A 15,429-nucleotide genomic window follows, 5' to 3' on the forward strand; every position below is an offset into this window, starting at 1 on the left:
AAACATCCTCCCATGGGTTAAAAGAAATACTGGGTTATAAGATAATAACAAATTCTTCTTACCAGTTTTTATATTTGTTTTTAATTATACTCTTAAGCTTTTGTTGGTTTACTTAAAAAACTTAAATAAAACTAAGGTGCAATCTCATATCATGGAAAGGGAGACTTACTCTACAGAGGTACTGGTGATTGGATCCGGAGGGGCCGGATGCCGAGCAGCCATAGAAGCCAAAAAACATGGAAAAGATGTAATAATAGTATCCAAAGGATTATCATACAAATCTGGGTGCACAACTCTGGCTGAGGGGGGCTACAATGCAGCATTTGCCTATGTGGATGCTGATGACAGTGTTCAGGCCCATCTGGAGGATACACTTAAAGGAGGGGGCTACCTTAATGACCCGGAACTGGCACGCATACTGGTTGAGGAAGCACCCGACAGGCTAACGGAACTGGAAGGCTACGGGGCCTTATTTGACCGTCAGGAATCAGGGGAACTTAACCAGAGACCCTTCGGAGGGCAGACCTACCGCAGGACCTGTTTCCAGGGGGACCGAACTGGCCATGAGATGATGACTGCCCTTAAAGAGGAGGTCACCCGTCTCAATATCCCCACTGTGGATGAAGTAATGATCACTAAACTTCTGCAGGATGATGAAGGGAATGTGGGAGGGGCATGTGGAATATCCCTGTCCCACACAAATTTCATAATTTTTAAGGCCAAATCAACCATCATAAGCACGGGAGGTGCTGGTTGGATATATCCTGTAACCTCCAATGCACTGCAAAAAACAGGGGATGGATATGCACTGGCATGGAATGCGGGTGCAGACCTGTTGGACATGGAACAAGTCCAGTTCCACCCCACTGGCATGTTATATCCGGATTCCCGTCGTGGAGTACTGGTGACAGAGGCAGTGCGTGGTGAGGGTGGAAAACTCATAAACTCTGAGGGTGAAAGGTTCATGACTAAATACGACCCTCGAGGAGAGCTGGCCACACGAGATGTAGTGTCAAGAGCCATTTACAATGAGATAATGGAAGGACGGGGCACAGCCAGTGGAGGAGTTTACCTGGATGTCACCCACCTGCCATCAGAAGTTATTGAAGAGAAACTGGAAACCATGCTCCTCCAATTCCAGGATGTGGGAGTGGACATCCGCAAAGAGCCCATGGAAGTAGCACCCACCGCCCATCACTTCATGGGAGGGGCCCGGATAAATGCCCAGTGTGAAACCACCATCCCCAACCTCTATGCGGCAGGGGAAGCTGCAGGCGGAATACACGGAGCCAACCGTCTGGGTGGAAATGCCTTGGCCGACACCCAGGTTTTCGGAAGAAGGGCCGGTGAATCAGCTGCTAAAAATGTTAAAAAATCCCACTTCCAACTGGATCCAGCTTCACTGGATAGGGAAGAAGGAAGAATTAAAAAAATATTCAAAGACGGAGATTACTATCCCTTCCAGCTTAAAGAAGAACTGCAAGAAGTCATGTGGAATAATGTGGCCATTATACGAAGGGAAGAAGGTTTGAAGTCTGCTCTGGAAAGGATTAAAGCCATTAAAAATAAATTGCCCCTGATGATAGTTCCAGAGGGCACTGGATATAATCAGCACCTGCTGGATGCCCTGGAACTGGAGAACATGATCTTAATAGCAAAACTTGTAACTAAATCTGCTCTTATCCGTGAAGAAAGCAGGGGAGCACACTACCGTGCAGACTATCCTGATAGAAGAGACCAGTGGAGGAAGAGTATTGTTTTGAATAGGGATAAGAAGGTGAAATACATAAAGAGGTAAGTATCTTCTCTAGATCTTTTTTGATGCAATGCGATGAATTCAATTTAATGAATTAAGGATCCTAACGTCTTTTCGCAGTCATAAAACGACTTTAATGGCTTCAAGGCATGTTTAATTAAAAGTTGACTAGGACCCATCTAGCTTTTTGTTATTCATTTCCTTATCTGTACAATATCCTTGGTTTGGAAATCATTGTTTGGTTAATAAATTATTATAGTTAGTGATTTTTTTTAATTTTATCATTAAAAATACCTAATCCACTGATTATAAGTTTTTTATCTTTTTTTCTTTTTTTGAGAATATAATACGGACAAAAAATAGGAAATTTTGCTTATTGAAATTGAAAGATATTTTTTTTAAATCTATCAAGCTATTTATATAGCCTAAATTTGATGATTCTGTATCCAAATAATGCTTCATACAATCTTCAAAAGGTTAATAAACAATTAAAGATTTATTTTAAAATCAATTAGTTAGGGAGGTTAAGTGGATGTATTGTCATAATTGCGGAGCCAAAAACGTAGAAAATGCTATTTTCTGTGAAAAGTGTGGTACTAAATTATCTGAACCTAATGTCAGAGCATCAAAATCAATGGGAAATAAAACTTCCTTCACAGGCAAAAATAAACCTTCAACCATACTGGTAGTTATAGGTTATATTTTTGCTATTTTAGGGGGGCTTATTGGTATTTTAATTGGTGTATATCTTTATACACGTGATAATCAGGATTCTAAGTTTCATGGCAGGAATATGTTGGTAATAGCTGCGGTCATTATATGTTTAAGTGTTATTGCAACATCCTTATTTTCTGGATCATTAAACACACCTATTGCACCTGCAATGGGTACCAAAAACTTCAACAATGGCCAATTCTCATTTGATTACCCTGATGTGTGGAATATCAACAATACTAGAACTGACGCATCAATGACTGCTGTAGATTTAGGAGATTCAAACATGTACCAAACGGATGTAGTAAAGTCATCTGGAGTAGTTATAGGTAAAATACTTAAATCTTCAGGAAGGACTGTGGAGGATAGTAAGAACATGTTCCTAGCGTTATCAGGCGATATGAAAGAGACAAGCACTAATTATATTACGGTGGATGGTGTTACAGCCAAAGAATCGATTTACACCGGACCTAACAATCATGGTCATGTCACGGAAGTTAGAGCTATAACTTGGGAGAAAGGCGATTCAACCTATATGATAATGTGCATAGCACGGGGATCTGATCTTGGAAACACTTTAAATAGTCAGAAAAAGTATTTTGACACCATTATAAACAGTTTCAGAACATTATAGATCAAACATTATAAATCAATTTTTTAATTTTTTTTATAGTGAACCACAATTTAGGGATTGTAAAGATAATGGCGGTCTTACTTCCCATTCAAATTTGAAATTCGTTTATTATGGTTTTTTCATCCAAAAAAGATAATTTAAGGCAAAAATTTATAGCAGGTATCAATCAATCTCCAATAACTTTACAGTCCCCAAATTTTAAAAAAATTTTGTTCTGATGTCAATTGATTATTTCACTTGAAACCTATCTCCAATTTTAGGTTCCAAAATTCGTTCAAACAGCTCTAAATAGTTTTTTTTGAATTTCTTCCCTGCTAAAACGTATTTTGAAGTACTTGTGGTTGTGGTTATTTCCAGGAAAGTATTCCAAAAATTATTAGAAAGTTCTGCTTTTTCTATTTCATCATAGGATATAATCTCGATTTCAGGGTATTTCTCTTGAATCTCATTGATGTTAATTGGATCATTCAATTCCACGTTACATTCATGTTTAACTAATTCTTTCATATTCATATTCTTCCCAGAAAAACTTGAACGCGAACATTTATCTTTCAAGATATGATTGGTGGTGAAATATAGGGTTTTAGGATCTGCCAATCTTTTCCCTGTTTGGGAAACAATAATGGAGGTGATTATTAACTCTTCACCTTTAACATCATTATCTTCTTTTTCCCCGAAAATCTCGATAGCTTCACCACATTTCATACAATAATTTTCTCTAGGAGTTTTATTTCCACAATTAGGGCAATATATAAATCCATTTTCCATATCCACACATCCTAATTTATTTCAGGATTTTCGGTAAAGACTTCCATAAAATCAAAATACCAGCAATGGCAAAAACCATTGATAAGAATATGTATAAGAGATTGGTTCCCACACTTTCCAGTGAAGTGGATATTTGGGAAAGTAAGTAAAGTATTATAGCTAAAACAACCAATATTACTCCTATAATTGCTTTAATCTTATCATCCATTTGTTCATCTCCTGCTTAGTGATGATCCTAATATTATAATTAATATTACAATGAGGATAATTATGTAATTATTTTTTAAAAGTATATAATTCGCTACTAAAATAAAAAAAGCTACCAAAACGACTATAAAAGTAATATTGTTTCTTTTATCGAACACGCGATTTTCATCGATTATGGTATTGGAAGATCCAGTACTTTCACCACTCGGTTCATTTTTCTTAGAGTCTTGGGCCTTTTCTAATAAACTACCTATATTTACACCACAAGCAGCACAAAATTCTGCATTTTCCGGATTTTCTTCTCCACATTTTGGACAGAACATTTTAGCACTTCCAAACTCTATAAATGAATAAATAGTAATTTTACTGTATAAAAATACCATTCCCAGTTGATTCTATAGTCTATGATATTTTTCTTAAATTATTTAAATTTTTATCAGAGAGGGGATGCTAAGTTTACGGGTTGTATTTTGCATAATAAATTAAAATTCGTATTGAAATCCTTTATTATTGTTATTATTGTTATTTCACAAATAATAGACCAGTCACGTCAAAAATTTCCTTAAATATCCCTCAAACCCACCAACAACTTTGAAGTCCCAAAATGTAAATCCAAAAGCTATTTGGAATGATTTTTCCCATAATGAGGGCATTTATTGTTCTAAACAGTTAATATTGATAATTTTTAATAATAGAAAGAAAAACATGCCCTGACCGGGACTTGAACCCGGGTAATAGGATCCGCAATCCTACGTGATATCCACTACACTATCAGGGCATAAGTAAAATAGTAATATAAGGTATTTAATCAAGTTTCAACAGTATGGGTTGGAACCTATTACTAGTTGGATTTTTTTCTATTTAAGTGTTTTTTAGTGTTTTCGCTGATGTTTATTTATCAGTTTATTTCATCGAATATGCTGGCATGTCCTCCTGAGGGGAAATCTTAACTCGAAGATGATTTTAAATTTCCATAAATTCATTTATTCTCTTCATAATTTCTTTTCGGAATTCTTCTCCAAGTTCAACAGATCTGCCCCGGTCATGCATGGTGCTCCTTCCGAAGCAGGGATCTTCAAATGTTTTACCCTGAAATTGCACTGGTTCCCGGTAACGGGGAATGAAGTGCCAGTGCAGATGGGGTGAAGGGGGATCTAGAAGGTAAGAGGAGTTCATCAAACATCCCCAGTTGAACATGGTGGCATGAAAGGCCTTTTTGATTGCAGATTCCAATTCTTTAACTACTCTGGATAAATCCATCCATTCTTCATCCTTTAAACCGGAAAGTTCTTTTTCATCTCTTTTAAGAGCCACCACACAGGTTCCCAGGTTCCTCTGATCCGGGGCTAGGATAATAAGCCAGTAATCAGTTTCAGCCAACAATTCACCAAATTCATGTTGGGTTAATTTTTCAAAATACTCACATTCCACCTAAAAACACATCCACAGATTTAAAACATGTTTACAGAAGTGCTGATGATTAAAGTCCTGATGCATTAAGTACTATTGTATTTAGTATATTATATTCAGATTAAATAATAAAAAATCTCATTCTTCCCATTCTTTGGTTAAGTATTCCTTTAAAATCCTATTAAAAGGTAAATCTGGGTGGCGGTTAAAAAATAACCTAGAAATGTGCCGGTTATAAGCTGGGCAGGGGTGTGTTTTTTCAGGTAAAGCCGGCTCCAGACAACCAGGGGTACCAGTAAACTGAAGAGAAGTCCGGTCCATCCGAAAAGGTATATTATGGCAGTTGCAGGGCCGGCAATCCCCATAGCATGTATGCTGATTTTCCAGAAAAGGCTGAATAGGAGTACAACAATGGTGTTGGTCAGATAGCAAAACATTAAAACCGTGGTAAGTTGCGGTGCTCCCAGAAGGTTAAGCACCACCACCCCCATGATATAAGACAGTATCACCAGTAACAGTGGATAAATCCGATCCTGCCTGCGGGGCATGTCCACTTCCAAATTCTTCTTCTTGATCCAGGAAAAACTGGTCAGAATAGGCAGTAAACTCACAAAAAATATGCTGACACTAGAAAACCATAACCAGTTTCCTTCAGATAAGAGACTGTAATTTATAATCAGGAAAACTGGAATTGCTACAAAGGGGGGGTTGGTAACAGCGGATATGAAATTTGCAATGTTCTCTTTCAGTTTAAATGATTGATTGTCCTTATAAATGGGCATGAATGCCTCCGTCTCATTTTTTTAGGTCTAACATCCACTTTAAAAATAGTAACTAATAAAATGTTTCATCAAACCTTTCCAGTTAGGGATGATTTTTCAAGGAAGGAGTTAAAATGAGATTCTATTCTACATAAATTCTAAAGGTGTAGCTTCCACAGTTACGGGAAGCAGTGGCCAGGTTACGGGCATTATCAAGATCAAGTTTCCCAGCAATAGGTTTGCCTTTCAACTGGTTTTCTTCAGTTAATAGGTAGCTGCAGGGTAAGTTTTTATCAAGAAAAGATGATGCAATCTGCCCCGATTTTTTTATACTAGCCTCACTATTGTTTCCGGAGCTGAGAGCATTAGACATGCTATCTAAAACTGTCATCCCATCAGCATCAGTATATCGGGCCATAAGCTCCATAATATCCTGGGCTTTTTGGTTTGATAAGACTTCTGAGTGTGATTCCGGTGACGCAGTTATGTTGCTAACTGTGAAAAGAACAATCATAATTGGTATCAGTGCTAAAACTGCATCCAGAGTGTATGCAAATCCTTTCTCATCCATATTGTCCATCAATAAGTTTTTTTTTTTAAATGTAGGTTAAAGAGTTAATTGGGGGTGATTCTCCTTTATTCTCTTAACTACTTCATTTTTTTTCTCAATTGCTTCATGAGCTGCTCTTTCCACTTTTTGCTTCATTTGGTCAAAGTCTTCAGGGTGAAGATCACCCACCATCTTTTTTATCTTGGTGTAGGCTGCTTCTCTGAATAGTGGTTTAAGTTCTTTTTCACCCTCATCACTCACTAGCCGGGGAATTCCCGTATCATCCACCTCACCAATCCGACCTATTCTAACTCCAGCTTTAGAAACGGTTTTCTCCACCTTACGGGCCACATCGGCAGTGGCAATAATCATTAAGGAGTCCACGGAAACACCCAGAGGATCGATATCCAGTTTTTCCAGCATTTCCAGGACCTGGGGGTTTACCAGTTGCCGTATCTCATCCTCCCAGAATGCTAACCCCAAGCCGGTGGTTTGAGATATCTCATGAGCATCACCTCTGAGCCCGCCATTGGTCACATCGGTCATGGCATGCACTTCAGGAAGCAGTCCTGCCTTTAGTATTGCTTCTGAGGCCTGTATGAAACTGACATCCATGGTCTCCCAAACCACATCAAATAGGCCGTGATAGAGGGCAGTGGTGGTTATGGTTCCTCCACCTGAACCTTCGGTGAGTAAAATCACGTCGCCTGCTTCTGCTCTTTTCCGGGCGGTGGGGGGGTGGGGTGATATTCCCACTGCTCCCACTGCACTCACCAGCCGGTCTCCCAGTACCATGTCTCCACCCACGCGCAGGGTGCTGCCTGCAACCAGGGGCACTCCAGTAAGTTCTGACACGGCACATACTCCGGCAGTGTAATCGAAGAGTTTTCCCACTTCTCCATCATCTGCCAGGTGCAGGTCACTGAGAAGGGCCACTGGCTGAGAACCCATAACACAGACATCGCGCATGGCAGCTCGGGCCACATGAAAACCGCCTAAAAAGGGATATTCACTAAGTCTGGAGTGAATTCCATCAACTGCCGTGGTGATGTATATTTCATCCACTCCAGCAGGTGCTTTGACCACTCCTCCATCATCCTGTGCTGTGGGATTGATGAAAGCGTCGGTGTGGCTGCTTTTGACGATTTCTGCTATCTGACGGTGAACAAAAAAGTCTCCGGCGCCTCTGGATCCTACACCCATTTCTCCCATACCCACTCCGGATATGGGATATTTTATGAGGGTTTTCAGGGATTCATCAGGATGGTCTTCGATTTTAAGGGTGTATTTGACTTCATCCAGCACAGCTTCTGCCATTTTATTGGCCTGTTCTGGTTTAATCTCTTTGAATTCAAGTATCTTTTCCTGAAGTCTTTTTTGAACAGTTTCTTCCTTACCCTCTGCCAGGCTGCGCCTAACGAAACCTTCCATATCCACAGTAACACCTTCTTTAGTAATACAAATATATAAACTTTTCTTACACCGTGTTTTTTTTAACTGTTTGCGTCTTAAAAAATAATTATATAACTTTTTCAAGGAAGTTTTTAAGAATTTCAAGCCCTGCATCGCCACTTTTTTCCGGATGAAATTGAGTGGCGAATGTATTATCATATCCCACTACAGCAGGAACTTCGAGACCGTAATCAACAGTTGCCAATACCACATCTTCATCATCTGGCTGCACATAATACGAGTGCACGAAATACATGTAATCATCAGTTATCCCTTTAAGTAAAGGTGATTCTTGCCTGATATTGAGGTTATTCCAGCCCATATGGGGTATTTTAAGGTTCTCATTTCTTAATTCCTCCGGAAATCTGAGCACCTTTCCCGGGAAGACATCCAGTCCTTTCACACCGGGACTTTCTTCACTTTCACTGAAAAGTACCTGAAGACCCAGACAGACTCCTAAAAATGGTTTATCATCTCGGATGTGTTGATGGATGATGTTCTCGTATTTTCTCAAGTGTTCCATGGCAGTTCCAAAGGCACCAACTCCTGGGAGGACCAGTGCATCTGCTTTTTCAAGCAGGGATTTTTCCCGGGTTACCACCACATCTGCATCTGCCTTCTGGAAGCCATTGCGGATGCTTTTCAGGTTTCCACTGCCATAATCAATAATTGCTATCATATGATATGGGCCTTATATACCTTTAAATCAACCAAACTCTTTTTCAAAAATTAAAAGGAGATAAAAAAAAGATTTACCTGACTTGGTAGTAGTCCTTAACTCGGACGGTGTCGTCAGGGTGAGGGGTTGAGATTTCATGGAGAACAGTGTTTTCCATGGCCACGATGGTGTGCTCTTCTTTAGGTTTTATGCGGATGGTGTCATTTTTCCCGAAATAATGTTTATGATCATGGAATTCTATGTATCCTGCTCCACTGAGGATGTACATGGTTTCATCCTTTTCTGGGTGGTAATGGTAGGATGTTTGGTAGCCTTCTCTGATGAATAACTCTTTGGTAAGATATTTCTCGGTGTTTATCAGGATTTTTTCGTATCCCCAGGGTTTGTCTTCCCGGTTCTGATATTCTTTCCGGATTTCTTCCAGTTCTTTAGAGGTGTCAATGGCCATCCAGAACAGTCCATCTTCCTGGTAGTAACCCAGCTGGTTGTTTTTGGCGTACATGGGGAAAACAGTTTTTTCAATATCTCCCACATCGAAATCTCCGAAATCTAATTCACCCTGGGTAAAGTAAACTCCTCCATTAATAAAATAGTCCAATACTGGCTTTTCTTTAAAGGATACCAGACGATCTCCACTGATTTCCACTATCCCATAGGGGGATACCATGCGGGTGATAAATAGTGATAAGGGATAATCAGACTTTTCACCCTGTGCAATCATCTTTTTAATGTTAAGATCCGCCACAACATCTCCATTACGTATAACACACTGTTTATTATCATCAACAGCTTCCATTCCCAGCTTAATGGCGTTAAGGGTTCCAAGGGGTTTGTCTTCTTCCACATATTCAATTTTAACCCCCATGTATTCATCTCCGAATCTTTCCTTAATTTTCTCACTTAAAAAACCGGTTAAAAGGAAAACCTGATTAACACCTGCATTTTTAAAATCAAAAAGTTGTTTATCTAGAATGGTGTAGTTATCTTTGATTTCAATAAGAGGTTTAGGCACTCTTTCAGTCAATGGCCTTAATCGCTTACCAAATCCACCGCAAAGTATCATACCCACTGTTTTTGTCATCTAATCACCTTATTACCATTATTATTACAAAAATTTATAATCGGGGTTTTAATTGATTGATTGAAATTTTACTTTAAAATCCTCATTATATTGCCTATACTATAGAATCAGTTATATATAAAAATTCATCAACTTCCAGTAGGAGAATCTTAAAAAACCATTTTTAATTTTAAACTATTTTTTTAAGAGATGAATTTTTATCCATTTTTTCCCTTAAAACAGTTCCAAAGTCAGAGGGAACTATCTCACGTGTTCCCAAGGTTTTTGCATGGGCATCCAGTTCAGTGACCACCCAAGTGTATCCCAGTTTTTTTAAGGGTTCCACCAGGCGGGGGCCATCAGTAATGGCAATGGTTTTTGCTTTTAATTTTTCAATAGGCAGGGCATGTGGAACTCCTGCCACCACCACCAGGTCAAAGCCTTGTTTTTCTAGAAATTCAACTGCCTTATCTCCAGTAACTGGATATTCATCCAATCCTCCGCTAATTATATTAATTTCAACACCCATCGCATCCAGTTCATCCTGGATGTTATGGGCATGTTGGCGTATGCGGGGGAGTCCAGTTTCCAAATCCAGATTGGCAATAATAGTGGCTTTATTTTCAGGGTATAAAGCATGGAATGGGATCTTTAAGATATCAGCGAATAGATATGAGGTTTCCTTCTTGGCATTGAGAACCAGTGCGATTTTTTCCCCTTTTTCAAAGGCATCTAAGAGTACCTGGGCTACTTCTTCTTTATCATCTCCATAGGATGGGGGAATATATTTACCCTGAGCCATACCTCTGGTTTTTTCAATAATAGTGGCTTTTTTAAGCATCCTGCTCTGCCTTTCAGTTTCTTCAGCTGGGATTATTCCTTCCAGTTGGGCTGCTTCTAAAACAGCTATAGCTCCTTCAGTATTATCCCCTTCGCTTAAACCTCCGTGAGATTCCACAGTCAAAACTTTGGCAGGGATGTGGGCATGGCTAACAGCTTCCCGAAGGTCTTCACCAATGATCATACTGGCACAGGTACCCACCACACCCACCAGCTTGGGGTGGAAGAGTTCCTCCACTTCCTTCAGTGTTTCCTCCAGTTTCTTCGCTGCTCCGAATATGAAATCGTTTTCAGACATGGCAGTGGTAACCACTCGCACTCCATCATTTTCCAAGAGACGGCCTGTACGGAAACAACAGCCATGAGGGCCGTGAAGAATGATAACATCAGCATTTAAATCACGAAGAGTGTATAGTGAAGCTGCAATGGGGCTTGGTCTAGGATGCAATACAAATTCACCTCTAAATTCTCCAATTGGACTTTTAAATTCATTAAATTCATTAAATATGGTATTTTAATAGGAAGGTTCTGTTTTGGATTTGGAAATCTTGATTGGGATCTGAACTCATGCTCAATAATACTCAATATAAAATTCTTATTTCGATCTATATTTTACTATAAGAAATTTCTTTCCTTGTACCATTTTAATTATACATATAAGCATATAACTCATGCCAATATATTAAAATCTATCTTAAACTAAACCCAAAAATTGCCAATGCATAAAATAATTTAAAAAATTCAGATTAATCAAGCCCAGATTCGAATGTACATGTTTTATAAAACTTTTAAATTAATTCAATTTAATTTAAGATGATATAATTAATATTTAATGATGTATTCATGGTGATATGAAATGAACCGGGAAACATGGTTTGGAATAATTTTAATAGTTATTATAATAATTACAGGGACGTTTTCCAGCACGAATGGTTTTGATTATAAATTCAATGGATCATGGGCTGGTAATTCATCTAAATCCATTGAAGCAGCTGATGCTGTACCCACAGTTAAATTCTTAGGTGAACGGGATTATGGTTTTGTGGTTCGCTACGGGCCCTACGGAAATCCCAACTCACCAGTAAAAGTTGCCTACGTGCTGGGGGTGCATCCTCTGGAAGTCCAGGCCCATCAGGCCATGATGTCAGTTATAACTGGTGATAAATCATTGAAATACTGTTATTACATTTACCAAATAACAGTCACCAAGAATAGGGATGATTACACCCAGGGGAGAATCAATGGCCAGCAACTGGCCCTGGACTATGCAGTGCCAGATATAAAGAAATCTAAATACAATATGGTGGTGGATGTGCACTCCACCAAAGGGGACTACCCTGAAACCAAGTTCATATCCGTACCTGTGGATGACAGTCGCTCCAGATTCCTGGCCCATTTAATAGTGAGCAAAATACCCTGGCTGGTTTTCTATGTCCCACCACTGGATGGTGGGCCCACCAGCGGTCCCTATGTAACTATACCCATAATCCAATCAGGAACACCGGCCATGGTCTATGAAACCTACACTTACGCATCTTTTAATGAAACCTTTGAACATGCCAAGGAATTTGCAAGTGTAGTTGATAGCCTAATATTATAGTCTTTTATAAAATAGCATATCCTGTTATTCTTTTATAAAAAATTAAAGGAAAATACGGCTTGCAACGAGAATATAATCTTTTAAGAGAATTATTTCCCATCTTTCCCATCAATTCATTGAATTATAATTAAGAGTGATTAGGTGAAGATTCCCAACATAATCCAAGGTGTATTCTGTGAAAGGCCCAATCGTTTCACAGTAATCTTTGAAAAAGATGCCAGGATTGAAAAGGCCCATCTACATGATCCTGGCCGATTAAAAGAATTATTGGTTCCTGGAGCTTCTTTACTCCTCCGCCCAGCACAAAATCCGGCCAATCGCAAGACCAGGTACGATGTCATTGCCGTTGAAAGCGAAGGAACATGGGTGCTTATAAATTCAGGTTTTCACAGTGACCTGGCAGCGGAACTAATTAGATCAAAAGCAGTACCAGAATTATCCGCTTATCATGTTGAGAGAAGGGAATACACTTTTGGTAAAAGTCGTGTTGATTTTCTTTTAACAGTTGATGAAGTGGATAATATAAGTAAAAAAAGAAGCAACTCAGCAGAGGATGAAAGGGAAATCCTCCGAAATAGGATGTTACTGGAGGTTAAAGGATGCACTCTGGTTGATAATGGGCGGGGCCGCTTCCCTGACGCACCCACTATCCGGGGAAAAAGACATTTAGAAGAGCTGATTAAAGCCAAAAAGCAGGGCATGAATTCGACAGTATTATTTTTAATTCCCAGGGAGGATGTTGAGGTTTTTTCACCCAACTGGGAAATGGATCCGGAATTTTCAAAGACATTATCCCTTGCAGAAAAAGAGGATGTGCACATAATTGCCTATTCTTTCACTGTCAACTACCAAAATAATGAATTGGAATTAAATCCTTTAAAAAGGGTAAAAGTAAAGGTTCAACCTTGATTTAATCGTGTTTTTCAAACTCTATTAGTAAATAAATATACTAAAGAAGGGAATTCTAAATAAATAGAGAATTTAACTTTTTTAGGGTTAAATTTAGGTTACTTTAGTGTTTTCAAGTTTTTCAAATTCTTCTGCCTTACCAATGCCTAAAACCACATCTCCAGTTTCTAGAGTGTAACTACGTGGGGGGTCTATGGTGAGTTCACCATCACGACCCACTCCTACCACCACCACACCGGTCCTCTCATGGATATCTGCTTCTAAGAGGCTTAAACCATTGAACTGACTTTCGGGACTTATTTTCACTTCCCTGAGTTCCCTGCTTTTGTGCTCTGCCAGCACATCCTGGACAAACATGGCCTCATAACCATCATCTATACTCTTGTACATCAAACGTCCGGAGATCACATTTGGTGAGATAACCTGACTGGCACCAGCCAGTTTAATCTGTTCGATGTTCTCATAACGCTGTGCCTCAGCAATCACCCGTACATCCTGGTCTAATTTTCTAATACTCAATATGCAGTGGATTGTTTTTGAATCAGAGTCCATATCTACAATAACTGCTTGTGCACCCTTGACATTAGCCTTCTCCAAGTCTTTAATGCGGGTGGGATCACCATGCACGAAGTTGGCCCCAGTTTTAAGGGCATTTTTCCGCACCTGTTCATCTTCATCCAGCACGAAAATTTCTCCACTTTTCCCAATTTCTTTAATACATTCAACTGTACTTTCGGTCCAGCCGCAAATTACGATGTGTTTTGATCTTTCCACATTGATCAGCCCCATAATTTTCATCTGCTGTTTTTTGAAGATTAAATTAACCAGGGATTCTACTGCCAGTGCAAAGGTTCCAATACCCAACACAATGAGACTAATGGTGAAAAACATTCCCAGAGTAGTTTCTGGACTGTAGTCTCCGTATCCAACGGTTCCTATAGTTACAAAGGTCCAGTAAAAAGATACAGTCCATGGTTGGCCTTCTATGAAGTGGAAACCAAGGGTTCCGTAGGCTATTATGCAGATAACCAGGATTAAAATCCAGGTAAGTCTCTGTTTAGCCACTAGGGGTATGCTTTTCCTGAGCACCCTGAAAAGGACAAACATCGGGATCTCCCTTAATTTGGATCTACCTGTATTATTTTCTGAGGAAGAAATACCAGACTAAAACTCCAATTATCACCAGTAACAGAACTCCACCTAAAATGAGAATCCACCAGGGGAATCCTCCATTTCCAGTGGTATCATCTCCAGCAGTCAGATCATCATCATCTCCGTCACCAGTTTTCACTTTGGTTTTACTGGAACTGGAACTGGAACTGCTGCTCTTACTACCTCCACTACTACCTTTCATTAATGGTGTGATGCTGGCTACATTGGAAGTGCTAATCTTGGATTCTGATACTCCAGGAGCATCTTCAACAGCCCAAACAGTCGAAAATGACATAAAAACTAAAATTAAAGACGATAAAAGGATAATTTGCCATTTCATTTTTTATAATCCTCCCATTTAATTCCTCAAATCTCATTATAATTATATTATCTCGTTTTTTGTTTATATTTAATATGATTTATTATGAAAATTTCTCATGAAAAAAAATTTTTATAGAATGGGGGCTGTCCCACAAATAATTTAAATTCGGAAATTGGCTAATTCTGCAATTTAAAGTCCGATTAATCCTTATTTTTTGCTTGATTTTGAATTAAGGGACATACCCAGAATATAATTATATTAAACCGTTTTAAGGTTTTATGAAACCTTCAATTAATGAAAAAAACTTAGTTGCATTATTATAACCGGGTAAGGTGCAGTGTAAATCTCTCAATCTTTTCAAATAATCTATTAATCTATAATGATCTTCGAATAAAGTACTTGCGCAATTCATCTGCCAGGAACATTATGGGTACAAAGGTGAGTAAATAAAGCCATTCATTTAATCCCAGGGCGGTGGTTCCGAAAATCCCCTGCAAAGGTGGAAGATATATAATGGCCAGGAGGATGATGATGGAAAATGCTATTCCTCTTAATATCCACTTATTTTTAAACAATCCCAGTTTAAATACTGAGGTGCGGCTGGTCTGGCATCCC

Annotated in this window: 17 protein-coding genes and 1 tRNA gene; 4 read left to right on the plus strand and 14 right to left on the minus strand. The window is 39.0% G+C overall.

Annotated elements, in window-relative coordinates; translation table 11 throughout:
- Positions 1-151 precede the first annotated feature (151 nt).
- Both HVN35_05925 and HVN35_05930 read left to right on the plus strand, forming a co-directional pair.
- Positions 152-1,798, plus strand: a complete 1,647-nt coding sequence (locus HVN35_05925) for a fumarate reductase subunit A (protein NYB52076.1) — start codon at positions 152-154, stop codon at positions 1,796-1,798.
- Between the two features lie 490 nt (positions 1,799-2,288).
- The gene (locus tag HVN35_05930; protein ID NYB52077.1) at positions 2,289-3,104 is read left to right on the plus strand and encodes a zinc-ribbon domain-containing protein; all 816 of its coding nucleotides are present in this window, start codon (positions 2,289-2,291) and stop codon (positions 3,102-3,104) included.
- A gap of 228 nt (positions 3,105-3,332) precedes the next feature.
- Here the strand turns inward: HVN35_05930 and HVN35_05935 are convergent, their stop codons facing one another.
- The 11 genes from HVN35_05935 to cfbD form a co-directional block, all read right to left on the minus strand.
- Entirely contained in the window at positions 3,333-3,809 is a 477-nt protein-coding gene (locus HVN35_05935) for a hypothetical protein (protein ID NYB52078.1), read from the minus strand.
- Positions 3,810-3,888: 79 nt separating this feature from the next.
- The gene (locus tag HVN35_05940) at positions 3,889-4,080 is read right to left on the minus strand and encodes a hypothetical protein (GenBank protein NYB52079.1); all 192 of its coding nucleotides are present in this window, start codon (positions 4,078-4,080) and stop codon (positions 3,889-3,891) included.
- Between the two features lie 4 nt (positions 4,081-4,084).
- A complete protein-coding gene (locus HVN35_05945; GenBank protein ID NYB52080.1) occupies positions 4,085-4,402 on the minus strand; it encodes a zinc-ribbon domain-containing protein in 318 nt (105 codons plus the stop codon).
- Positions 4,403-4,785: 383 nt separating this feature from the next.
- Positions 4,786-4,857: transfer RNA gene (locus HVN35_05950), tRNA-Arg, on the minus strand.
- Positions 4,858-5,042: 185 nt separating this feature from the next.
- Positions 5,043-5,510, minus strand: coding sequence for an HIT family protein (locus tag HVN35_05955; GenBank protein ID NYB52081.1), 468 nt, complete (start codon positions 5,508-5,510; stop codon positions 5,043-5,045).
- A 149-nt stretch (positions 5,511-5,659) separates the two neighbouring features.
- Positions 5,660-6,271 carry a phosphatase PAP2 family protein gene (locus HVN35_05960; protein NYB52082.1) on the minus strand — a complete coding sequence of 204 codons (612 nt, stop codon included), beginning with the start codon at positions 6,269-6,271 and terminating at the stop codon, positions 5,660-5,662.
- Between the two features lie 121 nt (positions 6,272-6,392).
- A complete protein-coding gene (locus tag HVN35_05965; protein NYB52083.1) occupies positions 6,393-6,821 on the minus strand; it encodes a hypothetical protein in 429 nt (142 codons plus the stop codon).
- 36 nt (positions 6,822-6,857) lie between these two features.
- A complete protein-coding gene (locus HVN35_05970) occupies positions 6,858-8,237 on the minus strand; it encodes a hypothetical protein (protein NYB52084.1) in 1,380 nt (459 codons plus the stop codon).
- A gap of 82 nt (positions 8,238-8,319) precedes the next feature.
- Entirely contained in the window at positions 8,320-8,931 is a 612-nt protein-coding gene (gene hisH, locus HVN35_05975; GenBank protein NYB52085.1) for an imidazole glycerol phosphate synthase subunit HisH, read from the minus strand.
- A 73-nt stretch (positions 8,932-9,004) separates the two neighbouring features.
- A complete protein-coding gene (locus HVN35_05980) occupies positions 9,005-10,012 on the minus strand; it encodes an NTP transferase domain-containing protein (protein ID NYB52086.1) in 1,008 nt (335 codons plus the stop codon).
- 169 nt (positions 10,013-10,181) lie between these two features.
- Entirely contained in the window at positions 10,182-11,279 is a 1,098-nt protein-coding gene (gene cfbD, locus HVN35_05985; protein ID NYB52087.1) for a Ni-sirohydrochlorin a,c-diamide reductive cyclase catalytic subunit, read from the minus strand.
- Between the two features lie 408 nt (positions 11,280-11,687).
- On the opposite strand from cfbD, the gene HVN35_05990 reads away from it, so the two are divergent.
- On the plus strand, positions 11,688-12,431 hold the full coding sequence (locus tag HVN35_05990) for a hypothetical protein (GenBank protein ID NYB52088.1): 744 nt from the start codon (positions 11,688-11,690) through the stop codon (positions 12,429-12,431).
- Between the two features lie 141 nt (positions 12,432-12,572).
- A complete protein-coding gene (gene sfsA / locus HVN35_05995) occupies positions 12,573-13,340 on the plus strand; it encodes a DNA/RNA nuclease SfsA (GenBank protein ID NYB52089.1) in 768 nt (255 codons plus the stop codon).
- 93 nt (positions 13,341-13,433) lie between these two features.
- Here sfsA and HVN35_06000 read toward each other — a convergent pair whose 3' ends face one another.
- The 3 genes from HVN35_06000 to HVN35_06010 form a co-directional block, all read right to left on the minus strand.
- Complete coding sequence (locus HVN35_06000) at positions 13,434-14,447, minus strand: NAD-binding protein (protein ID NYB52090.1); 1,014 nt, start codon at positions 14,445-14,447, stop codon at positions 13,434-13,436.
- A gap of 31 nt (positions 14,448-14,478) precedes the next feature.
- Complete coding sequence (locus HVN35_06005; protein ID NYB52091.1) at positions 14,479-14,832, minus strand: hypothetical protein; 354 nt, start codon at positions 14,830-14,832, stop codon at positions 14,479-14,481.
- Between the two features lie 356 nt (positions 14,833-15,188).
- Positions 15,189-15,429, minus strand: a 241-nt coding sequence (locus HVN35_06010; protein ID NYB52092.1) for a cation transporting ATPase C-terminal domain-containing protein, incomplete at its 5' end; no start/stop codon positions are given.

The organism is Methanobacteriaceae archaeon (genome assembly GCA_013403005.1).
GTDB lineage: Archaea > Methanobacteriota > Methanobacteria > Methanobacteriales > Methanobacteriaceae > Methanobacterium.